This is a genomic window from Kitasatospora sp. NPDC001159, from assembly GCF_053598235.1.
In genome coordinates this window covers 55,116-80,003 of sequence record NZ_JBSFJV010000002.1, presented here as the reverse complement: position 1 = coordinate 80,003, position 24,888 = coordinate 55,116, and the positions used below count along the sequence as shown (strand labels likewise).

Genomic DNA, 24,888 nt, shown 5'->3' with positions numbered 1-24,888 from the left:
CGGACGCGCTGATCACAAGGGGTGGGGAATCTCCATGACACTTTCGCGTGCCCGCAGGCTCGGCGGGGTCACCGCGGCGGCCGTGGCTGCGGGCCTGCTCGCGCCGACGGCGGCCGTGGCCGACACCGGGCCGGCCGTCCTCGGCACCAGCCAGGGCATCGACTACAACACCGCCGCCTGCGACTCGACCGGCGATCCGACCTGGATCGGCCGGTCCATCAACGGCCCGACGGTCAACGCCAAGGTCACCGGCACCGGCGCCCGGTTCGGCGTCTGGGACGTGACCACGGGCGCTGAGGACCCGGTGTTCACCCGCGAGGCCCAGGCGTACGGCCAGCAGGCCCAGGTCGCAGTTCCCGGCCTGGTGGACGGGCACAGCTACGCCTGGCACGCCTGGGCCCTGCAGGGACAGCAGGCCTCCGCTCCGTCGGCGGACTGCCACTTCACGGTGGACACCACGTCTCCGACCGTCACGGTCTCCTCGACCGACTTCCCGGCGAGCGGCTCCGGTGGCACCGCGACCAAGTACGCAGGCCAGAAGGGGACCTTCGTCCTCAAGACCGCCGACCCCGCCCCGGCTGGCGGGGAGGCCTCCGGCGTCGCCTGTGTCCGGTACGGATTCGACTACCTCGGGGTGGGCGGCTGCAGCTCGCCGGACGCCGTCACGCCGGAGGACGACGGTACGGTGACGCTCGATCTCAAGGTCCTGAACTGGGGTAGCAACAACCTCAACATCCAGGTGATCGACTACGCGGGCAACGTCGGCGGGGCGTCCTACAGCTTCTACGCCCCCTCGAACCCGAACCCGCCGAAGACCCTCGGCGACGTCGACGGGGACGGCGTCGCGGACATCCTGCTGCCCGATGCTCAGGGCAACCTGCAGTACATCAGCGCCAACGCGTCCGACATCACGCCCAGTTCGGTGATCGCGGGCGCCCATGCACCGCACGACGGCAGTTGGGCGCCGTTCCAGGTGGCCCACCGGGGTTGGTCGAACCAGCACGCGCCGTCCTCCGACGACCTCTTCGTCCACAAACCGGGCGACGGCTGGCTCTACCAGTACCGGAACTTCGACTACGGCTCGTTCACCCAGGGCTGGACCGGGGCTCAGCGCTCGACCCGCTGTGTGAACGACACCGGGGCTTCCGCGGCGTGCCCCGCCGACTACGCCTCCGACTGGTCGAAGGTGGACCAGCTCGTCGCGCTGGGCCCGGTGACCGGCGGCTTCACCCCGTCGCTGGTGACCCTCGAAGGCGGCAACCTCTGGCTGCACGCCGGCGGCGACTTCACCTTCGGCTTCCAGAAGGTCCGCAAGCTCACCACCTCCGGCGCCTGGAGCGGCTACGACCTGATCGCCCCCGGCCCGGACGCCTCCGGGAACCTTGCTCTGTGGGCGCGCGACCGGGCCACCGGTGAGCTGCACGCGTACCCGATCCCGAAGAAGGCCGACGGCACCTTCGACTTCTCCGCCCTCGCGGACCCGAAGGCGGACGTGGTCGCGAGCGGCTTCACGGTGGACAAGTACCCGACGCTCGGCAGCTCGGGCGACGCGGACGGCGACGGCAAGCCGGACCTGTGGGCCGTCGCGGCCGACCGGCACCTCGTGATGTACAGCGGCTGGAGCGAGCCGAACGACCTCGGTGCGCTGAACTAGCCCCATCCTCCGCACATGACACGTCCCGGCTGCCCAGGTCAAGGCGGAGGTCTACGCCGCCCTCGACACGGAGTCCGCCGAACTGGTCGACTACGTCAACGACCGCGACCGGGGGCGGAACACCCCCGCCGACCAGCGGGACTCCTACCGGGTCCTGGAGGACGTCCACGTCATGACCGGGCCGCGCAAGAGCGACCCGGTGCACCGGCTGCGCGGATCCTGGTCCACTCCACCGGCAACGCCAAGGGCCAGCAGGCCGCTCGCGCCAAACGCCTGGCCCGGGCCGCGGCTGCTCGAACTCCTCGGCATCGACGAAACCCGACCCCGCTGGCTGGAAACCTAAAACCCCACCTGCGAAGTCACGGACTAGCGGAAACCGAAGGCCCCGCCCGAGCGATCGGGCGGGGCCTTCGGCCTGTCAGACGGGGACCAGGGGATCAGAAGCGGCGTGTGACCAGCGCCCGCTTCACTTCCTGGATCGCCTTGGTGACCTCGATGCCACGCGGGCAGGCCTCGGAGCAGTTGAAGGTGGTGCGGCAACGCCACACGCCCTCACGGTCGTTGAGGATCTCCAGGCGCTGCTCGGCACCCTCGTCGCGCGAGTCGAAGATGAAGCGGTGCGCGTTGACGATGGCGGCCGGGCCGAAGTACTGGCCGTCGTTCCAGAACACCGGGCAGGACGACGTGCACGCGGCGCACAGGATGCACTTGGTGGTGTCGTCGAAGCGCTCGCGGTCCTCGGCGGACTGCAGGCGCTCGCGGGTCGGCTCGTTCCCCTTGGTGATGAGGAACGGCATGACGTCCTTGTACGCCTGGAAGAACGGGTCCATGTCCACGACCAGGTCCTTGAGGACCGTCAGGCCCTTTATGGCCTCGATCGTGATCGGCTTCTCCGGGTTGACGTCCTTGATCAGGGTCTTGCACGCCAGCCGGTTGCGGCCGTTGATCCGCATGGCGTCGGAGCCGCAGATGCCGTGCGCGCAGGAACGGCGGTAGGTGAGGGTGCCGTCCTGCTCCCACTTGATCTTGTTGAGCGCGTCCAGGACGCGCTCCTTCGGGTCCATCGTCAGCTGGTAGTCGACCCACACCGGGTCCGGGTGCTCCTCCGGGTTGAACCGGCGGATCCGGAAGGTGACGGTGATCAGCTCGGTGCCACCGGCCTCGACCGCGTCCAGAGCGGCCGAGTGCTCCACAGTCGGAGTGCTCATCAGTACTTACGCTCCATCGGCTGGTAGCGGGTCTGAACGACCGGCTTGTAGTCGAGGCGGATGGAGGTGCTGCCGTCGGCGGCGACCTCCTGGTACGCCATGGTGTGCTGCATGAACTTCACGTCGTCACGGGTCGGGAAGTCCTCGCGGTAGTGACCGCCGCGGGACTCCTCGCGGGCCAGCGCGGAGACGGCCAGCACCTCGGCCAGGTCGAGCAGGTTGCCCAGCTCGATGGCCTCCAGCAGGTCCGTGTTGTAACGGAAGCCCTTGTCCTGGATGGAGACGTTCTTGTAGCGCTCCTTCAGCGCGGCGATGTCCTCGACCGCCTGCTTCAGGGTGGCGCCGGTGCGGTACACCATCGCGTTGGCGTCCATGGTCTCCTGCAGGGCCGTGCGGATCTGCCCCACGGACTCGGTGCCGGTCGACTCGCGCAGCTTGTCGACCATGCCCTGGACCAGCTCTTCCGGGTTCTCCGGCAGCGGGACGAACTCGTTCGCGTTGGCGTAGTCGGCGGCGGCGATGCCCGCGCGACGGCCGAACACGTTGATGTCCAGCAGCGAGTTGGTGCCCAGGCGGTTGGCGCCGTGGACGGACACGCAGGCGACCTCGCCGGCCGCGTACAGGCCCGGGACGACGTCCGTGTTGTTGCGCAGGACCTCACCCTCGACGTTGGTCGGGATGCCGCCCATGGCGTAGTGCGCGGTGGGCTGGATCGGGATCGGGTCCGTGTAGGGCTCGATGCCGAGGTAGGTGCGCGCGAACTCGGTGATGTCCGGGAGCTTGGCGTCCAGCTGCTCCGGCGGCAGGTGGGTCAGGTCCAGGTAGACGTGGTCGCCGTCCGGACCGCAGCCGCGGCCCTCGCGGATCTCGGTGTAGATCGCGCGGGAGCAGACGTCACGGGACGCGAGGTCCTTCATGACCGGGGCGTAGCGCTCCATGAAGCGCTCGCCGTCCTTGTTGCGCAGGATGCCGCCCTCACCGCGGGCGCCCTCGGTGAGCAGGATGCCCATGCGCCAGATGCCGGTCGGGTGGAACTGGAAGAACTCCATGTCCTCCAGCGGCAGGCCGCGGCGGTAGGCCACCGCCTGGCCGTCACCGGTGAGGGTGTGGGCGTTCGAGGAGACCTTGAACATCTTGCCGGTGCCGCCGGAGGCGAACACGACCGACTTGGCCTGGAAGACGTGGATCTCGCCGGTGGCCAGCTCGTAGGCGACGACGCCGGCCGTCTTGCCCTCGTTGATCAGCAGGTCGAGGACGTAGTACTCGTTGAAGAACTCGACACCGTGCTTGACGCAGTTCTGGAACAGCGTCTGGAGGATCATGTGGCCGGTGCGGTCGGCCGCGTAGCACGAGCGGCGGACCGGGGCCTCGCCGTGGTTGCGGGAGTGACCGCCGAAGCGGCGCTGGTCGATCCGGCCCTGCTCGGTGCGGGAGAAGGGCAGGCCCATCTTCTCCAGGTCGAGGACGGCGTCGATGGCCTCCTTGCACATGATCTCGGCGGCGTCCTGGTCGACCAGGTAGTCACCACCCTTGACCGTGTCGAAGGTGTGCCACTCCCAGTTGTCCTCCTCGACGTTGGCGAGGGCGGCGCACATGCCGCCCTGGGCCGCGCCGGTGTGGGACCGGGTCGGGTAGAGCTTGGTCAGGACGGCGGTGCGGCTGCGCTGCGTGGACTCGATGGCCGCGCGCATGCCGGCGCCGCCGGCGCCGACGATGACGGTGTCGTACTGGTGAATCTGCATGGGGGGTTAACTCGCCTCTGGCCTCTGCCGATGGTCGATGGTGCTCGCGGCTCAGATGTTGGGGTCGAAGGTGAAGATCACCAGGGTGCCGAGCAGCACGGTGAAGACCGTGGCGGTACCCATGAGCCCCTTGAGCCAGAGCCGGGTCGAGTCCTTCTCGGCGTAGTCGTTGATGACCTGACGCATGCCGTTGGCGCCGTGCAGCATGGCGAGCCAGAGCATCAGGAGGTCCCAGCCCTGCCAGAACGGCGAGGCCCAGCGGCCGGCGACGAAGGCGAACCCGATCTTGGAGACGCCGCCGTCGAGCAGCAGCATGATGATCAGGTGGCCGAGGATCAGGGCGACCAGGACGACACCGGACAGGCGCATGAAGAGCCAGGCCAGCATCTCGAAGTTGGTGCGGGTGCGGCGCGGGGTCTTCGCGGTCCGCTTGCGGGGCGGCTCGATGACGAAGGCTTCGGCCGGGTTGCCGGTGCCGAGACCCTTGCCGGTGTGCGCCTGCTTCGAGGGGACGACGACGGCGTCGGAGATTTCCGTGGACATGTCTCAGCTCACTTCCCGAACCAGGAGATCAGCGTGTGCTGCAGGATCCCGTAGAACGAGCCGGCCATCAGGACGACCCAGACTCCGACCACGGTCCAGAGCATCTGCTTCTGGTACTTCGGGCCCTTGGACCAGAAGTCCACGGCGACGACGCGCAGGCCGTTGAGCGCGTGGAACAGGATGGCGGCGGTCAGGCCGTACTCCATCAGGTTCACGTACCAGGTTTTGTACGTCTGAATGACGGTGTCGTACGCCTCGGGCGACACTCGCACCAGGGCGGTGTCCAGGACGTGGGCGAACAGGAAGAAGAAGATGAGGACGCCGGTGACTCGATGAGCCACCCAGCTCCACATGCCTTCCCGGCCGCGGTACAGCGTTCCAGCCGGCACGGAAAAACCCTCCGGAAGCGATTGGGGGCTCGGCCGGCTTCGGTGTCGGTCAGCCCGGCCGGGTCGGTCCACCGGCCGCCAGCATCCTATCGACGCCTTGTCGGGAACCGCCTCCGGGGCCCCCATGTGTGATCAATCAGGCACTTCTGGCCTAGTGATACGGGAACCAACCCCACTTTAGTGGCGTTGGGTGACTGTCTGGCTGCACTACGGTGGCGAACCCCCGCCCGCCGACACCCTGCCGAGGCGTCCGTGCCACTTCGCCCCGCCCGTCCGTCCGCCTCGTTCACCGCGGCGGCCCCGGCACCGCCGGCCGAGAAGCCGGGCAGGATGGTGCCGATCCGCACCGGGCACCGGTTGAACCGGGGGGACGCGCCCACGCCCGAGGGAGCGGACCCGGCGATCGGATTCACCCTCACGAATGAATCGGGGACGGCCGTGCTGGCGCAGCGTGTGGTGCTCGCCCGGGTCGGGCCGGCCCCCGCGGTGTCCACCACCGTCGGGGTCGCCACCGAGCCGGCCGGCGTGCCGGACGAACGGATCGTCCGGCGGCAGGTGGTCAAGCTGCGCGTCGCGCGGGCGGAGGGGAGGAAGCCGGGGCCGGACGGGCCCTACCGGGCCCCGGCCTCCGAGTGGGTGGCGACCAGGTGCTCCAGCCGGGTGAGGGCGATCCGCCGGAGTTCGTCCGCCGAGATCAGCCGCTCCTCGTCCGGGTCGTTGGCCAGCCGGGTGCGGATGGAGGAGAGCACGGTGTCGAGCATCTCCTCCGGGTCGACGCCGTCCAGGCAGACCACGAACACGTGGCCGAACCGGGCCTCGTACGCGGCGTGCGCCGCCCGCAGCGCGGTGTGCGCGGCCTGGCTGCCGGGCGCCCGCATGCCGAGCAGCGGCTGCGGCATCCAGCTCTCGTCGGCCAGTGCCTCGGCCAGGTCGGCCGGACGAAGGTCGTAGGAGGCCTCGCTGGCGGCGGCCAGCAGGGACTCTATGTCGGGGTAGGGCCGGTGCGCGGTGAGCCTGAGCGCCCAGCGGTGGCTGCCGCAGCAGGCCAGCAGGGCTTCCTCGGCGGCGCCGGCGTCGGCCTCGTTGAAGCGGTGCAACCCGAGGAGGGTCGGCTCGGTGCTGGCGTCGAGCCGCTGTGGCGGGATGTCGCTGGCCAGCGGGTCCTCCTCGTGAGGGCGGGAAGGTGCCGGTGGAGTGGGGTGGTGAAGCAGGTGAAGTATGGGGGCTGCGGGGGGCGCGCGGCGCCGGTCAGGCAGCGACTCAACGGTAGTTGAGCCGTCATCAGTTGGGGAGGGCGCGCGCGGAATTCATCCGGACGAGCTATCAAGTTGTGACGTTGACACCTTCGCGTCATCGCCCTCCCCGCCTTCGTCCGCCGGTTCACCGCCGTGGGCTCAGGAGCAGCGGGTCCCCTCGGCCGGCATGGTCCCCTCGGTCAGGTAGGCCTCCAGGGCCCGGTCGATGCAGGTGTTCCCCTTGCCGAAGGCGCCGTGGCCCTCGCCCACCCGGGTGAGCAGGGTGGCCTTGGCGAAGCCCTTGGCCAGCGACTCGGCTGCGGCGTACGGGGTGGCCGGGTCGCTGGTGGTGCCGATCACCAGGATCGGCGCGGCGCCCTCCGCCCGGATGGTGTGCGGCTTCTCGGGTGACTGGTACGGCCAGCCCTCGCAGGCCGCGTCGGTGAAGTCCTCGGCGGTGACGCCCTTGGTCAGCAGCGGGGCCTTCTCCTGGAGCTCCTTGACCGCGGCCCGGGCGCGCTCGGGCGAGGGCGCCGGGGCGGAGCCGTCGGCGCAGCTGATCGCGGTGTGGGCGGACTCCATCGGGGAGTAGTGGCCGTTCTCGTCCCGCTCCAGGTAGCTGTCCGAGAAGGCGAGCAGGATGTCGCCGCGCTTCATGGTCATCGCCATGCCGAGGCCGACCCGCAGGTACTTCCAGTCCTCGGTCTGGTCGCCGTAGAGGGCCGCGGTGACGCCGTTCCAGGCCAGGTCGCGGCCGACCTTGCGGCCGTCCTTGGTGGGCAGCGGGCTGTCGATCAGGCCGTCCAGGAAGTCGGCGGCCTTCTTGGCGGCCTGGCCCTTGTCGGTGCCGAGCGGGCACTCGTCGGCGTGGTTCTCGACGCAGTCGGCGGCGAAGTGCTCGAAGGAGGTCTCGAAGCCGATCCGCTGCTTGATCGCGGAGTCCAGGTCGTCGGCGGCCGGGTCGACCGCGCCGTCCAGCACCAGCCGGCCGGTGTTCTGCGGGAACTCCTCGGCGTAGAGCGAGCCCAGGTAGGTGCCGTAGGAGACGCCCAGGTAGTCGAGCTTCTTGTCGCCGACCGCAGCGCGCAGCACGTCCAGGTCGCGGGCGGTGTTGCGGGTGCCGACGAAGGGCAGCAGCTTGCCGGACTTGGCCTTGCAGGCGGCGATGTACTCGGCGTTCTGCTTCTCCTCGGCGGTCCGGCGGGCGGCCGGGTCCAGCGGGGAGTCCACCTGGTTCTGGGCGTCGCGCTGCTTGTCGTCCAGGCAGAGGACGGGCGAGCTGTCGCCGGTGCCGCGCGGGTCGAAGCCGATCACGTCGAAGCGGTTGTGCAGGGCGCCGGCGAAGTCCTTGGCGCCGTACTTGACCATCTCGACGCCGGAGCCGCCGGGGCCGCCCGGGTTGACCATCAGCGAGCCGATCCGCTGGTCCTGGTCGCCGGCGGGGTACTTGACCAGCGCGAGGTCGATCGCGTCGGCGCCGGGGTCGGTGTAGTCGAGCGGGACGCGCAGCTTGCCGCACTTCATCCCGGAGATGTCGGCCTTGGCCTCCTCGGCCTTGGGGTCCGCCGGGCAGTCGGACCAGCTGATCCTCTGACCGTAGAAGGGCTTCAGCGCCGGGTCCGCCTCACCGCCGGGCCTGGACGTCGGGGTGGCCGACCGGCTCGCGGTGGCGCCGCTGGTGCCGGCGGCCTGGTCCCGGGACGGCTGCGCGGTGTCGTCGCAGGCGGAGGTGAGCAGCAGGGCGCCTGCCGCCAGCGCGGTCAACAGGACGCGTGGGCGGGCGGCCCGGAAGGTCTTCATCGCATGTGTGTACCACCCTGGGGTGGCGTGTTCGATCTTGACCCCTGTCGGTCTGCCCGCCCGTCGTCGGTCAGCCGCGGTGGACCTTGTGGTTGGCGGCCTGCGCCCGGGGACGGACCACCAGCAGGTCGATGTTCACGTGCGAGGGCCGGGTGACCGTCCACGCCACGGTGTCCGCGATGTCCTCCGAGGTCAGCGGCTCGGCCACGCCCGCGTACACGGCGGCGGCCTTCTCCTCGTCGCCGCGGAAGCGGGTGACCGCGAAGCCCTCGGACTTCACCATGCCGGGCGCGATCTCGATCACCCGGATCGGCTCCCCGCACAGCTCCAGCCGCAGCGTCGCCGCGATGGTGTGCGCCGCGTGCTTGGCCGCGACGTACCCGCCGCCGCCCTCGTACGCGGCCAGCGCGGCGGTCGAGGAGAGCACCAGCACCGTGCCGTCGCCGGTGGCGCGCAGCGCGGGCAGCAGCGCCTGCGTCATGTGCAGCACGCCGAGCACGTTCACCTCGTACATGGCCCGCCAGTCGGCCGGGTCGCCGTGCTCGATCGTCTCGGCGCCGATCGCGCCGCCGGCGTTGTTCACCAGGACGTCCACCCGGCCGACCTCGGCCGCGAAGGCGTCCACGGCGGCCCGGTCGGTGACGTCCAGGGTCACGGCCCTGGCTGAACCGCCCCGGCCGCCGATCTCCTCGGCCAGCGCCTCGATCCGCTCCGTCCGGCGGGCGGTCAGCACCACCTCGAAGCCCTCGGCGGCCAGCCGGCGGGCGGTCGCCGCACCGATTCCGCTGCTGGCACCGGTGACCACGGCCACCTTCTGCTCGGTCATTGCCACTCCCTTGGGGGCTCATCGGTCGTTCACCTGATCATCTCAACCGCGTCTGCGACCCCGCCGCCCGGTCGCGCTCTACATTTCGAGGACCGACCTGTGCCCCCGCCGATCCCCTGGAGGGACCCATGGCAGCCGAGCCGCGCCGCACCGAGTCCGGCCTCCCGATCGAGCCCCTGTACGGCCCCGACGCGCTGGCCGGCTGGGACCCGGACACCCGGCTGGGCCGGCCGGGTGAGTACCCGTACACCCGGGGCGTCTACCCGACGATGTACACCGGCCGGCCGTGGACGATGCGCCAGTACGCGGGCTTCGGCACCGCCGCCGAGTCCAACGCCCGCTACCGGCAGCTGATCGCGGGCGGCGGCACCGGCCTCTCGGTGGCCTTCGACCTGCCCACCCAGATGGGCTACGACTCGGACGCGCCGCTCGCCGCCGGGGAGGTCGGCAAGGTGGGCGTGGCGGTGGACGGCGTCGAGGACATGGCGGTGCTCTTCGACGGCATCCCGCTCGGCCGGGTGTCCACCTCGATGACCATCAACGCGCCCGCCGCCCTGCTCCTGCTGCTCTACCAGCTGGTCGGCGAGGCCCAGGGGGTCGCGCCGTCCGCGCTCACCGGCACGGTCCAGAACGACGTGCTGAAGGAGTACATCGCCCGCGGCACCTACATCTTCCCGCCGCAGCCCTCGCTGCGGCTGGTCGCGGACGTGTTCCGGTACTGCCGGGCCGAGATCCCGCGTTGGAACACCATCTCCATCTCCGGCTACCACATGGCCGAGGCCGGGGCCGATCCGGCGCAGGAGATCGCCTTCACCCTGGCCAACGGCATCGCCTACGTCCGGACCGCGCGCGCCGCCGGGATGGCCGTGGACGACTTCGCGCCCCGGCTCTCCTTCTTCTTCGTGGCCCGCACCACGCTGCTGGAGGAGGTGGCCAAGTTCCGGGCCGCGCGCCGGATCTGGGCCAGGATCATGCGTGAGGAGTTCGGCGCGAGGGACCCCCGCTCGCAGATGCTGCGCTTCCACACCCAGACCGCCGGGGTGCAGCTCACCGCCCAGCAGCCCGAGGTGAACCTGGTCCGGGTCTCGGTGCAGGCGCTGGCCGCGGTGCTCGGCGGCACCCAGTCGCTGCACACCAACAGCTTCGACGAGGCGATCGCGCTGCCCACCGAGAAGGCCGCCCGGCTCGCCCTGCGCACCCAGCAGGTGCTCGCCCACGAGACCGATGTGACCGCCACCGTCGACCCCTTCGCCGGCTCCTACGCGGTCGAGTCGCTGACCGACGGCGTGGAGGCCGCCGCGCTGGCCCTGATGGCCCGGGTCGAGGAGCGGGGCGGCGCGGTGGCCGCGATCGAACAGGGATTCCAGAAGGGCGAGATCGAGCGCACCGCCTACCGCCTCCAGCAGGAGACCGACTCCGGCGAGCGGACCGTGGTCGGCGTCAACCGCTTCCGGCTGGACGAGGAGGAGCCGTACCAGCCGCTGCGGGTGGACCCGGCGATCGAGCGGCAGCAGGCCGAGCGGCTGGCCCGGCTTCGGGCCGGCCGTTCCTCGACCGCCGTCACCCGGGCGCTGGACGTGCTGCGCCGCACCGCCGAGGGGCCGGACAACGTGCTCTACCCGATGAAGGAGGCGCTGGCCGCCCGGGCCACCGTCGGCGAGGTCTGCGACGCGCTGCGCGGGGTGTGGGGCACGTACGTCCCGGTGGAGCGCTTCTGAATCCGGTGCGCCTGATCGGTGCGCCTGATCGGCGGGTCCGGATCGGCGCGCTGAGCCGTCGTCAATGACCGGATTCCGTCAAGGCGGTGGTGGCCGTGACCACCGGCCGGGGTGATCGTTGCACAGGGCAAGCAACCCGGGGAAGGCGGCTGAAACGAGATGTCATACCCACCTGTCCGGCCGGTATGCACCCATCCGGGGACTAGTTTTCCGGAAGTCGGGCCAAATCCCCCCAACGGGCCTACTCTTGGGGAGATGAACCGTCCTGAGCCCGCTCAGTCGGGCGCTACCCTCGCCGCCGCACGCCCCGCCGCCGAACTGCGCGCGCGGGTCAGGAGGCTGGAGCCCGAGCTGGTGGCCTTCCGCCGCGATCTGCACCGGCACCCGGAGCTGGGCCGCCAGGAGTTCCGCACCACCGAGCTGCTGCGCGACCGGCTGGTGCGGGCGGGCCTGGACCCGCGGGTGCTGCCCGGCGGCACCGGCCTGCTGGTGGACATCGTCCCGGCCGGCACCGTCCCGGGCACCGAGTTCCTGGCCTTCCGCGCGGACATCGACGCGCTGCCGATCGACGACGCCAAGACCGACGTCCCCTACCGGTCGACCGTCCCCGGCCGGGCCCACGCCTGCGGCCACGACGTGCACACCTCGGTGGTGCTCGGCACCGGCCTGGTGCTGGCCGAGGCCGCCCGCACCGGTGAACTGCGCCGCCCGGTCCGGCTGGTGTTCCAGCCCGCCGAGGAGGTGATGCCCGGCGGTGCGCTGGACGTCATCAAGGCCGGCGGGATGGACGGCGTCGGCCGGATCTTCGCGGTGCACTGCGACCCGAAGGTGGAGGTCGGCCGGATCGCCCTGCGCACCGGGGCGATCACCTCGGCCTGCGACCGCCTGGTGCTGCACCTGGACGGGCCCGGCGGTCACACCGCCCGCCCACACCTGACCACCGACCTGGTGACCGCGGTCGCCAGGATGGCCGCCGAGCTCCCGGCCGCACTGGCCCGCCGGATGGACCCGCGCTGGGGCGTCAGCCTGGTCTGGGGCCGGATCGCCTCCGGCTCCGCGCCCAACGTCATCCCGCAGCACGCCGAACTGGAGGGCACCGTCCGCTGCCTGGAGCTGGACGGCTGGCGCGAGGCGCCGGACCTGCTGCACGAGCTGATCGCCAAGCTGGCCGAGACCTACCGGGCCAAGTGGACGCTGGACTACCACCGCGGGGTGCCGCCGGTGGTCAACGAGGCGGTCTCGGTCGCCCGGCTGGACGCTGCGATGACCGCCCGCTTCGGCCACGGGGGCGAGGGTCACGAGCCCTCCGACGGACTGAGTGGCGCCCAGGTGGTGGAGAGCACCGAACAGAGCCTCGGCGGTGAGGACTTCTCCTGGTACCTGGAGCACGCCCCGGGCGCGCTGGCCCGGCTCGGCGTCCGCCCCCCCGGCGACACCACGGTCCGCGACCTGCACCAGGGCCGCTTCGACGTGGACGAGCGGGCGATCGGCATCGGTGTGGAGCTGTTCGCGGCGCTGGCCCTGGAGGAAGACCGGGACTGACCGTCTACCGGCGGCTTGTGGTCGGTACGTGATCGCGTTGTTGGGATCTGGAGTTCCGGGCGGGTTCCGTAAACTGGGCCGGACCAGTCTCGGATCGCCGTCCGTGCACGGGAAAGGAGCCCTCGGAGGGCCTTCAGACCACGGTTTGATAACAACCCGAATGCTCCGGCAGCCCGTAATACAACCGTGTTCTACGCGCGTTACGGTGGCGTCCGACCACGCCAAACGGTTGCGTGTCAGAAGGAGATACTCCCTTGCGCCGTTCAATGAAGCTCGCCGCGGTTGTGCTCTCGGGTTCCCTGGGCATGGCCTCGCTCGCCGCTTGCGGCGCAAAGAGCAATGACAACACCTCCTCCTCCGCGTCCGGTGACGGCTCGCTGAAGGTCGGTATGGCCTACGACATCGGTGGCCGTGGCGACCAGTCGTTCAACGACTCCGCCGCCCGCGGTCTGGACAAGGCCAAGGCCGACCTGGGCGTCTCCGTCACCGAGGCCGAGGCCAAGCAGGGCGAGGCCGAGGCCGACAAGGAGACCCGCCTCAAGAACCTGGTCGACGCCGGCTACAAGACCATCATCGCGGTCGGCTTCGTCTACCAGCCGGCGGTCGACAAGGTCGCCAAGGACAACCCGAACGTCAAGTTCGCGATCATCGACTCCAACGACAAGGACCAGCCGTCCAACGTCACCTCGCTGCTCTTCGCCGAGCAGGAGGGTTCGTACCTGGCCGGTGTCGCCGCCGCCAACAAGTCGAAGGCCCACCACATCGGCTTCATCGGTGGTGTGCAGTCCGAGCTGATCAAGAAGTTCGAGGCCGGCTACAAGGCGGGCGCCAAGTCCGTGGACCCGAACATCCAGATCGAGACCACCTACCTGACCACCCCGCCGGACTTCAGTGGCTTCGCCTCGCCCGACAAGGGCAAGGAGGCCGCGCAGGGCCAGCTCGACAAGGGCGCGGACGTCATCTACTCCGCCGCCGGTTCGTCCGGCGCCGGCGCCATCGAGGCCGTCGCCAACGCGGGCAAGCTCGCCATCGGTGTCGACTCCGACCAGGCCAGCCAGCCGGCCCTGGCGAAGTTCAAGAACAGCATCCTGACCTCGATGGTCAAGAACGTCGACACCGCGGTCTACTCGTACATCGAGTCGGTCAAGAAGGGCTCGCCCTTCACCGGCGTCAAGCTCTTCGACCTGAAGGCCAACGGTGTCTCGCTCGCCACCACCGGCGGCAAGATCGACGACATCCAGGACAAGCTGAAGGCCGCCACCGACGCCATCACCAGCGGCGCCACCACCATCCCGACCGCGCCGCCGGCCCAGTAAGGCCCGCGCGTCTCGGACGCGACGTGCGCCGCCGCCTGCCCGGTGGCGCGATGATCGACACAGTTACGGGAGGGGCCCGGCAGGGTGCGCTCAACGGCGTACCCCCGGGCCCCGTTCCGTCTCCACGTTTCCCCGTCACCCCCCTTGGCCCTCCCAGCGCAACGACGCGCCTCCAGACCACCAGGAGATCGCCATCACCGCATCCGAACCCGTCCCCCTGCGCAAGGACGGCACCCCCAGCGCGGGGACGGCGACACCGGCCGTCGAACTGCGCGGCATCACCAAGCGCTTCCCGGGTGTCGTGGCCAACCACGACATCAACCTCACCGTCCGCACGGGCACCGTGCACGCCCTGATGGGTGAGAACGGCGCCGGCAAGTCGACGCTGATGAAGATCCTCTACGGCATGCAGAAGCCGGACGAGGGCACCATCGCGATCAACGGCGAGCAGTGCGAGTTCCACACCCCGGGCGACGCCATCGCCCGCGGCATCGGCATGGTGCACCAGCACTTCATGCTCGCCGACAACCTCACGGTGCTGGAGAACGTCGTCCTCGGCGGCGAGAAGCTCCACGGCATCGGTGCCAAGGCGAAGGCGAAGATCAAGGAGATCTCCGACCAGTACGGCCTGGGCGTGCGCCCGGACGCCCTGGTCGAGGACCTCGGCGTCGCCGACCGCCAGCGCGTCGAGATCCTCAAGGTGCTGTACCGCGGCGCCAAGATCCTCATCCTCGACGAGCCCACGGCCGTGCTGGTCCCGCAGGAGGTCGACGCGCTGTTCGACAACCTGCGCGAGCTCAAGTCCGAGGGCGTCACCGTCATCTTCATCTCGCACAAGCTGCACGAGGTGCTCGCGGTGGCCGACGCGATCAGCGTCATCCGGCGCGGCACCACGGTCGGCGACGCCGACCCGAAGGCCGTCACGGCCCGTCAGCTCGCCGAGATGATGGTCGGCGCCGAGCTGCCCTCCCCCGAGAGCCGCGAGTCGACCGTCACCACGACCGAGATGCTCACGGTCGAGGACCTGCGGATCGCCAAGACCGATGCCGAGGGCATCGAGCGCGTCGTCCTGGACGACATCTCGCTGCGCATCCACAAGGGTGAGATCCTCGGCATCGCCGGTGTCGAGGGCAACGGCCAGGCCGAACTGGTCGAGGCCATCATGGGCATGCTGCCGCTGGACGGCGGCACCGTCGCCCTGGACGGCAAGGACCTCTCCGGCACCCTCACCCGGGCCCGCCGCGAGGCCGGCATCGGCTACATCCCCGAGGACCGCCACAGGCACGGCCTGCTGCTGGAGGCCCCGCTCTGGGAGAACCGCATCCTCGGCCACGTCACCGAGGCGCCCAACTCCAGCGGCCCGCTGCTCAAGCCCGCCGCCGCCCGCGAGGACACCTGGCGGATCGTCGAGCAGTACGACGTCCGCACCCCCGGCATCGAGGTCACCGCGGCCTCGCTCTCCGGCGGCAACCAGCAGAAGCTGATCATCGGCCGCGAGATGAGCCACGAGCCCAAGCTGCTGATCGCCGCGCACCCGACCCGCGGTGTGGACATCGGCGCGCAGGCGCAGATCTGGGAGCACATCCGGACCGCGCAGCGCGAGGGCCTGGCCGTCCTGCTGATCTCCGCCGACCTGGACGAGCTGATCGGCCTCTCGGACACCATCCGGGTCATCTACCGCGGCCGCCTGGTCGCCGACGCCGACCCGGCCACCGTCACCGCCGAGGACCTCGGCACCGCGATGACCGGTGCCGCGGCAGGCCACATCGAGTCCGAGCCGGAGGCCGTCGCCGAGGCGCAGGCCGTCGCGGCCGAGGGCACCGAGGCCGAGAGCGAGCACCCGCACACCGACACCGCCGACGACTCGCAGGCGGGGGAGTAACCCATGACCAGTCCCAACCCCGCCGCCAAGCGCAGCCTGGCGCAGCGGCTCAGCGGTGAGCGGATCGTGCTCGCACTGGCGGCGCCGGTGCTCGCGGTCGCCCTCTCCGTCGCGATCTGCTCCGTCCTGCTGGCGACCTCGGGCAAGAACCCGTTCGACGCGTGGAACGTGATGATCACGTACGCCACCAAGTCGGACGGTCAGGTGGCGATCCTCAACCGGACCACCACCTACTACCTGGCCGCCGCGGCCGCCGCGTTCGGGTTCCGGATGAACCTGTTCAACATCGGCGTCGAGGGCCAGTACAAGGTCGCGGCGCTGTTCGCGGCCTTCGTCGGCGCCAAGCTCGACCTGCCGTCGTTCATCCAGATCCCGCTGCTGCTGGTCACCGCCATGCTGGTCGGCGGCCTGTACGCGAGCGTCGCCGGTCTGCTGAAGGTCTACCGCGGCGTCAGCGAAGTCATCTCGACCATCATGCTGAACTCGATCGCGCTCGCGATCATCGGTGTGCTGCTCGTCCCGGGCGTCTTCGCGCCCAAGGTCAGCGGCACCACCAACTCGATCCAGACCGACCCGGTCTCGCAGTCCAGCCACTTCTTCTCGATCGAGACGCCCGGCGGCACCCTCTGGGGCTTCATCTTCATCGCCGCCCTGGTCGGTGTGGTCTTCCAGTTCGTACTGACCCGCACCCGCTTCGGCTTCGACCTGCGCGCCACCGGCCGTTCCGAGTCCGCCGCGACCGCGTCCGGCGTGAACGTCAAGAAGATGGTGATCATCTCGATGGCGGTCTCCGGTGCGATCGCCGGTCTGATCGGCATGCCCGAGCTGCTGCAGAACTCCTTCTACTACGGGCAGACCTTCCAGCAGAACCTGGGCTTCCTCGGAATCTCGATCGCCCTGCTGGGCCGCAACAGCCCGATCGGCATGGCCTTCGCGGCCCTGCTGTTCGCCTTCTTGGACGCCACCGGCGCCCAGCTGCCGCTCAAGGGCGGCTTCCCGTCCGAGATCGTCTCGGTCATGCAGGGCACCATCGTGATCTGCGTCGTCGTCGCGTACGAGCTGGTGCGCCGCTACGGCCTGAAGCGCCAGCAGAAGCGGGTCGGTGCCCAGCTCGCCGCCCAGGCCGCGGCCACTGAGAAGAAGGAGGTGTCCGCGTGAGCACGGCGACTGCTGCTCGTCCGAAGGCGCCGGGCGCGCCCGCGAAGAACCGCAAGCTGTCCTGGCCGGTGGTCCTGCTCCTGATCGCGGGTGCCCTGGTCCTGTTCTCCGCCGTGGGCATGGCCACCGGCAACCACTCGCTGACCTCTTCCGGTCAGATCTCCGCCGCGCTCAGCGCCGCAGTGCCTATCGGCATGGCCGGTCTGGGCGGTCTCTGGTCCGAGCGGGCCGGCGTGGTCAACATCGGCCTCGAAGGCATGATGGTCGCCGGTACCTTCTGCGGCGCCTGGGCCGGCTACCTGGTCAACCCGTGGGTCGGTCTGCTGGCCGGCATGCTCGGCGGTGCGCTCGGTGGTCTTCTGCACGCGATCATCACCGTCACCTTCGGTGTCGACCACATCGTGTCCGGTGTCGGCATCAACCTGCTGATCCCCGGCATCTGCGCGTACGTCAACCGGATCTACTACAAGGACTACATCTCGGCGGGCGCCGGGCAGAACCAGTCCCCGCCGGCGGATCCGCTGCCGTACATCACCGTCCCGGGCCTGTCCTCGGGTCTGAAGAGCATCGAGAACCACCACTGGTTCCTCGTCTCGGACGTGGCCGGCGTGCTCGGCGGTTTGGTCACCAACCTCTCGGTGGTCGTGGTGCTGGCCGCCGCGCTGATCGTGGCCAGCTACTTCCTGCTCTGGCGCACGGTGTTCGGTCTGCGGCTGCGCTCCTGCGGTGAGAACCCGACCGCGGCCGAGTCGCTGGGCGTCAACGTCTACAAGTACAAGTACATGGCGGTCATCGCCTCCGGCGCCTTCGCCGGCCTCGGCGGTGCGTACCTCTCGCTGGTCGCCGCGCACTTCTACAAGGACGGCCAGACCCTCGGCCGAGGCTTCATCGGCCTCGCGGCGATGATCTTCGGCAACTGGATGCCCGGCGGTCTCGCCATGGGCGCCGGCCTGTTCGGCTTCACCGACAGCCTCCAGCTGCGCGACCCGGAGTCGGTCCACGTGCTGATCCTGATCGTCTCGATCGCGATGGCGCTGCTCGCCCTGTGGCAGCTGTACCGCCGCAAGTACACCGCGACGGTGATCTCCTTCGTGGTGGCCGGCGGTCTCGGCGCCTGGTACGCGCTGACCGACGAGGTGCAGCGTCCGCTGATCGTCGCCACGCCGTACGTGATCACCCTGGTGGTGCTCTCGCTGGCCTCGCAACGACTGCGGATGCCCAAGGCCGACGGGCAGATCTACCGCAAGGGCCAGGGCAAGTGACCGCCCCCGTGATCGACTGGCAGCGGCTGCGCGAGGCGGCGCGCGTGGCGATGGGCCGCGCGTACGCCCCGTACAGCAAGTTCCCGGTCGGCGCGGCGGCGCTGGTCGACGACGGCCGGGTGGTCAGCGGCTGCAACGTGGAGAACGCCTCGTACGGGCTCGGGCTGTGCGCCGAATGCGGTCTGGTGTCCGCGCTGCACGCCTCCGGCGGCGGCCGGCTGGTCGCCTTCACCTGCGTCGACGGCGCGGGTGAGCTGCTGATGCCGTGCGGGCGCTGCCGCCAGTTGCTGTACGAGCACGGCGGTCCCGGGCTGCTGGTCGACCTGGCCTCGGGCGTGAAGCCGATGAGCGAGGTCCTGCCCGACGCGTTCGGGCCGGAGCGGCTCTAGCATCTGCATTTGTTACGCGCGTAGAGTGTCGCGAGTGGGCCGGAACCCGGTCATCTCGCGGCATTCTTCGCTTTTCAGGCTTTTAGAAACCCCACTGGGAGCACGCATGGACGCCATCTCCGTCATCAGGACCAAGCGCGACCGCGGAGAGCTGAGCGACGCTCAGATCGACTGGGTCATCGACGCCTACACCCGTGGCGAGGTCGCCGACGAGCAGATGTCCGCGCTGGCCATGGCGATCCTGCTGAACGGCATGCAGCCGCGCGAGATCAGCCGCTGGACCGACGCCATGATCCGCTCCGGCGTCCGGATGGACTTCTCCTCGCTGCCGCTGCCCACCAGCGACAAGCACTCCACCGGCGGCGTCGGTGACAAGATCACCCTCCCGCTCGCCCCGCTGGTCGCCGCCTGCGGCGCGGCCGTCCCGCAGCTGTCCGGCCGCGGTCTCGGCCACACCGGCGGCACCCTGGACAAGCTGGAGTCCATCCCCGGCTGGCGCGCCCTGCTCTCCAACGACGAGATGATGGACGTGCTGCGCGACGCGGGCGCGGTCATCTGCGCCGCCGGCGACGGCCTCGCGCCCGCCGACAAGAAGCTGTACGCGCTGCGCGACGTCACCGGCACCGTCGAGGCCATCCCGCTGATCGCCTCCTCGATCATGTCCAAGAAGATCGCCGAGGGCACCGGCGCGCTGGTGCTGGACGTCAAGGTCGGCTCCGGGGCCTTCATGAAGAACCTGGACGACGCCCGCGAACTGGCCCGCACCATGGTCGGCCTGGGCACCACCGCCGGGGTCAACACCGTCGCCCTGCTCACCGACATGTCCACCCCGCTCGGCCTCACCGCGGGCAACGCGCTGGAGGTGCGCGAGTCCGTCGAGGTGCTGGCGGGCGGCGGCCCGGCCGACGTCGTGGAGCTGACCCTCGCGCTCGCCCGCGAGATGCTCGCCGCGGCCGGCGTGCACGGCAAGGACCCGGCCGACGCGCTGCGCGACGGCTCCGCGATGGACCACTGGCGCCGCATGATCGCCGCCCAGGGCGGCGACGTCGACGCCCCGCTCCCGGTCGCCCGCGAGCAGCACGTCATCCCTGCGCCCGCCTCCGGCGTCCTCACCGAGCTGGACGCCTACGCCGTCGGCGTCTGCGCCTGGCGCCTGGGCGCCGGCCGGGCCCGCAAGGAGGACCCGGTGCAGGCCGGCGCCGGTGTCGAGATGCACGCCAAGCCCGGCGACACCGTGGTGGCCGGCCAGCCCCTGCTGACCCTCCACACCGACACCCCCGAGCGCTACGACTACGCCATCGCGGCCCTGGAAGGCGGCATCGGGGTCTCCCCGGCCGGCACCGCGTTCACCCCGAACCCGATCGTGCTGGACCGCATCGCCTGATCGCGCCCGGGCCCTGCGGACGTGCGCTCAGGCGTACGTCCGCAGGACGCTGGTGTCGAGGGTCCAGGGGCCGACCGTGATCGTGTCGCCGAATTTGAACTTCTCGCGGGAGGTGTAGCCGGGGCCGTCGTGGATGATTCCGGTGCCCTTGCGGGGGTCCACGAGGAGATACATCGGAATGCCCATGGCCGAGTAGTCGCGGACCTTGCCGTGGTAGTCGTTCTCAGGGCTGGACTTGGAGACGATCTCCACGACCAGAAGGACCTCGTGGGGCAGGAGTGCCGGCTTGTCGTCGTCCAGATCCGCCTCGGGGAACACCATCAGGTCCGGGTTTCGGAGCCGACCGAGGCCGACATCCTCCAAGTCCGCGCCGCCGTGGGCGATGTAGCCAGGATGAGTCCGGGGTAGTTGGGCGTTGAGCTGTCGGGCCAGGCGAATGACCGCAAGTTCGTGGCGCTTCACCGGCGACATCATCATGACGATCTCGCCGTCGGCGATCTCGACCTTCCCTATTCCCGGCACCTGCGGCAGCTGATCCGCGATCTCGCGCAGCCGGGCGTACACAGCAGGATCGATGCTCATAGCCCGGAGTTTATCGGCGGGGCCTGATACGTGATGTCAGCTTCCGGTGACCGTCCGTCGCGCTGTGAGGTGCGCCTGACGGCTGGCGTAGAGGGTGACGGCGGCGGCGAGGGCCATGGCGGTGAGGCCGACGGTGGCGGCGCCGGGCCAGCCGGTGACGTGGTAGGCGTCCGCGCCGAGCGTGCCGCCGAGGCTGTTGCCGAGGTAGTAGGCGATCAGGTAGAGGGCGGAGGCCTGGGCGCGGCCCTCGGTGGCGGTGCGGCCGACGGCGGAGGAGGCGGTGGCGTGGCCGGCGAAGAAGCCCGCGGTGATCAGGACCAGGCCGAGCAGCGCGCAGGCCAGTGAGTCGGCGAGGGAGAGCAGCAGGCCGGCGGCGGTGACGCCGATCGAGACGTAGAGGGCGCCGCGGCGGCCCAGGCGGCCGGAGAGGCGGCCGGCCGCGGCGGAGGTGCCGGTGCCGACCAGGTAGACCACGAAGATCGAGGCGGCGACCGACTCCGGCAGGTGGAACGGTGCGGAGATCAACCGGTAGCCGACGGTGTTGTAGACCGCGCCGAACACGGCCATGAACAGCATCCCGAGCGCGTACAGCCGCACCAGCAGCGGGTTGCGCAGGTGCCGGCCGACCGTACGGGCGAGCGCGCGGGCGTCCACCGGGGCCGGGGCGAAGTGCCGGGCGGCGGGAATCAGCAGCCGGAAGGCGAGCGCGGCGAGCAGCGCGAGGGCGGCGGAGGCGGCCAGGCCCCAGCGCCAGCCGAGGGCGGCGGCGGTCCAACCGGAGAGCAGCCGCCCGCCCATGCCGCCGATGCTGTTGCCGGCCACGTACAGGCCCATCGCGGAGGCCAGCGCGCTGGGGTGGACCTCTTCGGCGAGGTAGGCCATCGCGGTGGCGGGCAGTCCGGCGAGGGCGGCGCCCTGCAGGACGCGCAGGGCGACCAGGGCGGTGAGGTCGGGTGCGAAGGGCAGGGCGACGGCGAGGGCGGAGGCGACGAGGGTGGAGGCGGTCATCACCGCGGTGCGGCCGAACCGGTCGGACAGCGCACTGGCCGGGAGCAGCCCGAGGGCGAGGCCGAGGGTGGCGGCGGAGGCGGTCCAACTGGCCTGGCCGGGGGTGAGGTCGAGGTCGGCCGAGAGGATCGGCAGCAGGCCCTGGGTGGAGTAGAGCAGGACGAAGGTCGCGATCCCGGCGGCGAACAGGGCGAGGTTGGCGCGGCGGAAGTCGCGCTGGCCGGGGCGGTGGCGGTCGTCCTCGGTGGGGACGGTGGCGGCGGTGGCATCCGGGGCGGGCGCGGATGCCCTGGTACTTGAGGGCTGCATGACGTCGACCGTAGGCCCGGCCTGGTTGATGCGTCCAATGCATGAAGAGTGGATGATCGATGCACTGGCGTATGAGTCGAGGTGGTGGCGGGATGGCGGTGCCGGATGTGTCGGACGGTGCGGAGCAGCGGTACCGGGCAGCCGAGTTGGGGCCGGACGGGCCGGCCGTCCTGCTGGCGCCCCGACTGGCCCAGTTCGCCGCGGTGGCCCGGCTGGAGCACGTGACCCAGGCGGCGGCGCTGCTCGGGGTGCCGCAGCCGACGTTGTCGCGCGCGGTGGCTCGGCTGGAGGAGGAGCTGGGGGTGGACCTGCTGGCCCGTCAGGGCCGGACGGTCCGGCTGACCAGGGCGGGCCGGCTGCTGCTGGCCTCGGTGGAGCGGGCGCTGGCGGAGGTGGAGCGCGGCGCGGAGGCGGCCCGGGCCGAGGCGGACCCGGCGGTGGGGCGGGTGGCCTTCGGCTTCCTGCACACGATGGGGCCGGACGCCGTCCCGGCGCTGCTGCGCGGCTTCCGGGCGGCGCACCCGCAGGTGCGGTTCCAGCTGGTGCAGGACTACGGCATGGCGATGCTGGAGCGGCTGCGGGCGGGGGAGCTGGACCTGTGCCTGGTCGCGCCGCTGCCGGACGACCCGGCGTTCACCGCCCGCCCGCTGGACGAGCAGCGGCTGCACCTGGTCGTCCCGGCCGACCACCGGCTGGCCGGCCGGCGGCGGATCCGGCTGGCGGAGGTGGCCGAGGAGCCGTTCGTCGGGCTGGAGCAGGGGTACGGGCTGCGCATGATCACGGACGGCTTCTGTGCCGAGGCAGGGTTCACGCCCCGGCTGGCCTTCGAGGGGGAGGAGACCGAGACGCTGCGCGGGCTGGTGGCGGCCGGGCTGGGGGTGGCGCTGCTGCCGCCGGCGCTGGTGCCGCGGCCCGGGGTGGTGGAACTGGAGGTGACGGCGCCGCGGACCCGGCGGGCGATCGGCCTGGCCTGGGCGGCGGGGCGGCCGTTGACCCCTCCGGTGGCGGCGTTCCGGGACTTCGTGCTGTCCCGGCGCGGGCGGCTGCTGCACCACGACTGAGGTGGCACAACCGTGACCGGTTTGGCGGATCCTATGGACCGGTCGGTGGAATTCCGGGGTGGGTTTGGACCATTCGGTGCTGTTCGCGGTGGTGAGTCTACGCGCGTAGGGGCTATATTTCCGCAATGGAGAAGCAGATCCCCGTCACCACCGCGGGCACCGGCCCGCGTATCCCCACCCCCGACCAGATCCGCCGCGCGCCGAAGGTCCTGCTGCACGACCACCTGGACGGCGGGCTGCGTCCGGAGACCGTTGTCGAGCTGGCCGCCGCGACCGGCTACGAGGGCCTCCCGACCACCGACGTCAAGGAGCTCGGCGAGTGGTTCCGCGAGGCCGCCGACTCCGGCTCGCTGGTCCGCTACCTGGAGACCTTCGCGCACACCTGCGCCGTCATGCAGACCCGTGACGCCCTGATCAAGGTCGCCGCCGACTGCGCCGAGGACCTGGCCGCCGACGGCGTCGTGTACGCCGAGGTCCGCTACGCCCCGGAGCAGCACCTGGAGGGCGGCCTGACGCTGGACGAGGTCGTCGAGGCCGTCCAGGAGGGCTTCCGTCTGGGCGAGGCCAACGCCCGCGCGGCCGGCCACCGCATCCGCATCGGCACCCTGATCACCGCGATGCGGCACGCCGCCCGCTCGCAGGAGATCGCCGAACTGGCCAACCGCCACCGGGACCAGGGCGTCGTCGGCTTCGACATCGCGGGCGCCGAGGCCGGCTACCCCCCCACCCGCCACCAGGCCGCCTTCGACTACCTCAAGGGCGAGAACAACCACTTCACCATCCACGCCGGCGAGGCGTTCGGCCTGCCGTCGATCTGGGAGGCCCTGCAGTGCTGCGGCGCCGACCGGCTCGGTCACGGCGTGCGGATCGTCGACGACATCACGGTGAACGAGGACGGCAGCGTCGAGCTCGGCCGGCTGGCCGCGTACGTGCGTGACAAGCGCATCCCGCTGGAGATGTGCCCGACCTCCAACCTCCAGACGGCGGCGGCAAGTTCGTACGCCGAGCACCCGATCGGGCTGCTCAGTCGACTGAAGTTCCGGGTCACCGTGAACACCGACAACCGGCTGATGAGCGGCACCAGCATGAGCCAGGAGTTCGGCCACCTGGTGGATGCCTTCGGCTACACCCTGGGTGACATGGAGTGGTTCACGGTGAACGCGATGAAGTCCGCGTTCCTGCCCTTCGACGAGCGGCTGGCGATGATCAACGACGTGATCAAGCCGGGCTACGCCGAGCTCAAGGCGGAGTGGCTGTTCAGCGCGGGTACCGGCGGCAACTGAGCCGACACCCGTCCCTGCGGTCGGATGAACGCGGCGTCCAGGCATGGAAGTTGGTGTTCATCCGACTACTCACTCGGGTGAGTGAACGCCCTTTGGTTCTCGCGTAACCCTGTCACTACGGTGTGCCAGTCATTGCTGACAGGCCGTGGCGTCCGCCCGTCCGGCGGCTCCGCGCGATGTTCGGCCACCGACGACGACCCAAGGGGACGAACCATGAAGCAGGCTCTCAAGGCCGCCGGCACCGCGGCGCTCGGCATCGCGATCGCGGCGGTCGGCGCCGGCACGGCCTCCGCGGCCGCCGGCCAGGCCGCCGGCGGCCTCGGGCTGCCCACCAACGCGGTGACGAACCCCGCGGTGACCGGCGCGGTCACCGACACCGCCGCCAAGCTGCCCGACGGCGACAAGGTCGCCGGCACGCTGGGCACCCTGGCCCCGACCGTCGGTCAGGCCGCGCCCGCCGCCGCCGCCCCGATCGCCGGTGTCACCCAGCAGCGTGGCGCTCTTCCGAGCGTCCCCGGCCTGGACAAGACCCCCGTCGGTGGGCTGGCCAACACCCTGCCGGGCCTGCCGCTGGGCTGATCCGCCCAAGCCCTGCAC

The 24,888-nt window shown here is 70.8% G+C and carries 21 protein-coding genes; 12 read left to right on the top strand and 9 right to left on the bottom strand.

Annotation, left to right across the window (positions count from 1 at the left end; translation table 11 throughout):
• Window positions 1–34: 34 nt before the first annotated feature.
• The gene (locus tag ACWC9T_RS01805; RefSeq protein ID WP_449819090.1) at window positions 35–1,654 is read left to right on the top strand and encodes a hypothetical protein; all 1,620 of its coding nucleotides are present in this window, start codon (window positions 35–37) and stop codon (window positions 1,652–1,654) included.
• A 437-nt stretch (window positions 1,655–2,091) separates the two neighbouring features.
• Here ACWC9T_RS01805 and ACWC9T_RS01800 read toward each other — a convergent pair whose 3' ends face one another.
• From ACWC9T_RS01800 to ACWC9T_RS01770, 7 genes are all read right to left on the bottom strand, one after another.
• Complete coding sequence (locus ACWC9T_RS01800; protein WP_449819089.1) at window positions 2,092–2,862, bottom strand: succinate dehydrogenase iron-sulfur subunit; 771 nt, start codon at window positions 2,860–2,862, stop codon at window positions 2,092–2,094.
• Window positions 2,862–4,604 carry a succinate dehydrogenase flavoprotein subunit gene (gene sdhA / locus ACWC9T_RS01795; protein WP_449819088.1) on the bottom strand — a complete coding sequence of 581 codons (1,743 nt, stop codon included), beginning with the start codon at window positions 4,602–4,604 and terminating at the stop codon, window positions 2,862–2,864. Before sdhA ends, ACWC9T_RS01800 begins: the two co-directional genes overlap by 1 nt.
• A 51-nt stretch (window positions 4,605–4,655) precedes the next feature.
• Window positions 4,656–5,147 (bottom strand): succinate dehydrogenase, hydrophobic membrane anchor protein, encoded by a 492-nt coding sequence (gene sdhD / locus ACWC9T_RS01790; protein WP_396249945.1) that lies wholly within the window; start codon window positions 5,145–5,147, stop codon window positions 4,656–4,658.
• An 8-nt stretch (window positions 5,148–5,155) separates the two neighbouring features.
• Window positions 5,156–5,536: a succinate dehydrogenase, cytochrome b556 subunit gene (sdhC, locus tag ACWC9T_RS01785; protein ID WP_449819087.1), complete on the bottom strand. Its 381-nt coding sequence runs from the start codon at window positions 5,534–5,536 to the stop codon at window positions 5,156–5,158.
• A 611-nt stretch (window positions 5,537–6,147) separates the two neighbouring features.
• The gene (locus ACWC9T_RS01780; protein WP_449819086.1) at window positions 6,148–6,633 is read right to left on the bottom strand and encodes a 2-oxo-4-hydroxy-4-carboxy-5-ureidoimidazoline decarboxylase; all 486 of its coding nucleotides are present in this window, start codon (window positions 6,631–6,633) and stop codon (window positions 6,148–6,150) included.
• Window positions 6,634–6,930: 297 nt separating this feature from the next.
• A complete protein-coding gene (locus ACWC9T_RS01775; protein ID WP_449819085.1) occupies window positions 6,931–8,571 on the bottom strand; it encodes an alpha/beta hydrolase in 1,641 nt (546 codons plus the stop codon).
• A 70-nt stretch (window positions 8,572–8,641) separates the two neighbouring features.
• Window positions 8,642–9,397: an SDR family oxidoreductase gene (locus ACWC9T_RS01770; protein WP_449819084.1), complete on the bottom strand. Its 756-nt coding sequence runs from the start codon at window positions 9,395–9,397 to the stop codon at window positions 8,642–8,644.
• 128 nt (window positions 9,398–9,525) lie between these two features.
• Between ACWC9T_RS01770 and ACWC9T_RS01765 the strand changes: the two genes are divergently transcribed.
• The 8 genes from ACWC9T_RS01765 (at window position 9,526) to ACWC9T_RS01730 (ending at window position 20,048) form a co-directional block, all read left to right on the top strand.
• Entirely contained in the window at window positions 9,526–11,115 is a 1,590-nt protein-coding gene (locus tag ACWC9T_RS01765; RefSeq protein WP_449819083.1) for an acyl-CoA mutase large subunit family protein, read from the top strand.
• Window positions 11,116–11,370: 255 nt separating this feature from the next.
• Complete coding sequence (locus ACWC9T_RS01760) at window positions 11,371–12,657, top strand: amidohydrolase (RefSeq protein ID WP_449819082.1); 1,287 nt, start codon at window positions 11,371–11,373, stop codon at window positions 12,655–12,657.
• A 254-nt stretch (window positions 12,658–12,911) separates the two neighbouring features.
• Window positions 12,912–13,973 carry a BMP family lipoprotein gene (locus ACWC9T_RS01755; protein ID WP_449819080.1) on the top strand — a complete coding sequence of 354 codons (1,062 nt, stop codon included), beginning with the start codon at window positions 12,912–12,914 and terminating at the stop codon, window positions 13,971–13,973.
• 301 nt (window positions 13,974–14,274) lie between these two features.
• Window positions 14,275–15,855 carry an ABC transporter ATP-binding protein gene (locus ACWC9T_RS01750; RefSeq protein ID WP_449819079.1) on the top strand — a complete coding sequence of 527 codons (1,581 nt, stop codon included), beginning with the start codon at window positions 14,275–14,277 and terminating at the stop codon, window positions 15,853–15,855.
• A gap of 3 nt (window positions 15,856–15,858) precedes the next feature.
• Window positions 15,859–17,013: an ABC transporter permease gene (locus tag ACWC9T_RS01745; protein ID WP_449819078.1), complete on the top strand. Its 1,155-nt coding sequence runs from the start codon at window positions 15,859–15,861 to the stop codon at window positions 17,011–17,013.
• Window positions 17,010–18,275, top strand: a complete 1,266-nt coding sequence (locus ACWC9T_RS01740; RefSeq protein WP_449819077.1) for an ABC transporter permease — start codon at window positions 17,010–17,012, stop codon at window positions 18,273–18,275. Before ACWC9T_RS01745 ends, ACWC9T_RS01740 begins: the two co-directional genes overlap by 4 nt.
• Window positions 18,272–18,664: a cytidine deaminase gene (locus ACWC9T_RS01735; protein ID WP_449819076.1), complete on the top strand. Its 393-nt coding sequence runs from the start codon at window positions 18,272–18,274 to the stop codon at window positions 18,662–18,664. Before ACWC9T_RS01740 ends, ACWC9T_RS01735 begins: the two co-directional genes overlap by 4 nt.
• 106 nt (window positions 18,665–18,770) lie before the next feature.
• The gene (locus ACWC9T_RS01730; RefSeq protein WP_449819075.1) at window positions 18,771–20,048 is read left to right on the top strand and encodes a thymidine phosphorylase; all 1,278 of its coding nucleotides are present in this window, start codon (window positions 18,771–18,773) and stop codon (window positions 20,046–20,048) included.
• A gap of 27 nt (window positions 20,049–20,075) precedes the next feature.
• Here ACWC9T_RS01730 and ACWC9T_RS01725 read toward each other — a convergent pair whose 3' ends face one another.
• Window positions 20,076–20,630: a Uma2 family endonuclease gene (locus tag ACWC9T_RS01725; RefSeq protein ID WP_449819074.1), complete on the bottom strand. Its 555-nt coding sequence runs from the start codon at window positions 20,628–20,630 to the stop codon at window positions 20,076–20,078.
• Between the two features lie 36 nt (window positions 20,631–20,666).
• Complete coding sequence (locus ACWC9T_RS01720) at window positions 20,667–21,947, bottom strand: MFS transporter (protein ID WP_449819073.1); 1,281 nt, start codon at window positions 21,945–21,947, stop codon at window positions 20,667–20,669.
• Between the two features lie 92 nt (window positions 21,948–22,039).
• Here ACWC9T_RS01720 and ACWC9T_RS01715 point away from each other — a divergent pair, with 92 nt between their 5' ends.
• The 3 genes from ACWC9T_RS01715 (at window position 22,040) to ACWC9T_RS01705 (ending at window position 24,870) form a co-directional block, all read left to right on the top strand.
• A complete protein-coding gene (locus tag ACWC9T_RS01715) occupies window positions 22,040–23,008 on the top strand; it encodes a LysR family transcriptional regulator (RefSeq protein WP_449819072.1) in 969 nt (322 codons plus the stop codon).
• 125 nt (window positions 23,009–23,133) lie between these two features.
• Window positions 23,134–24,291, top strand: coding sequence for an adenosine deaminase (locus ACWC9T_RS01710; protein ID WP_449819071.1), 1,158 nt, complete (start codon window positions 23,134–23,136; stop codon window positions 24,289–24,291).
• Window positions 24,292–24,504: 213 nt separating this feature from the next.
• Window positions 24,505–24,870 (top strand): ATP-binding protein, encoded by a 366-nt coding sequence (locus tag ACWC9T_RS01705; RefSeq protein WP_449819070.1) that lies wholly within the window; start codon window positions 24,505–24,507, stop codon window positions 24,868–24,870.
• Window positions 24,871–24,888: the final 18 nt, after the last annotated feature.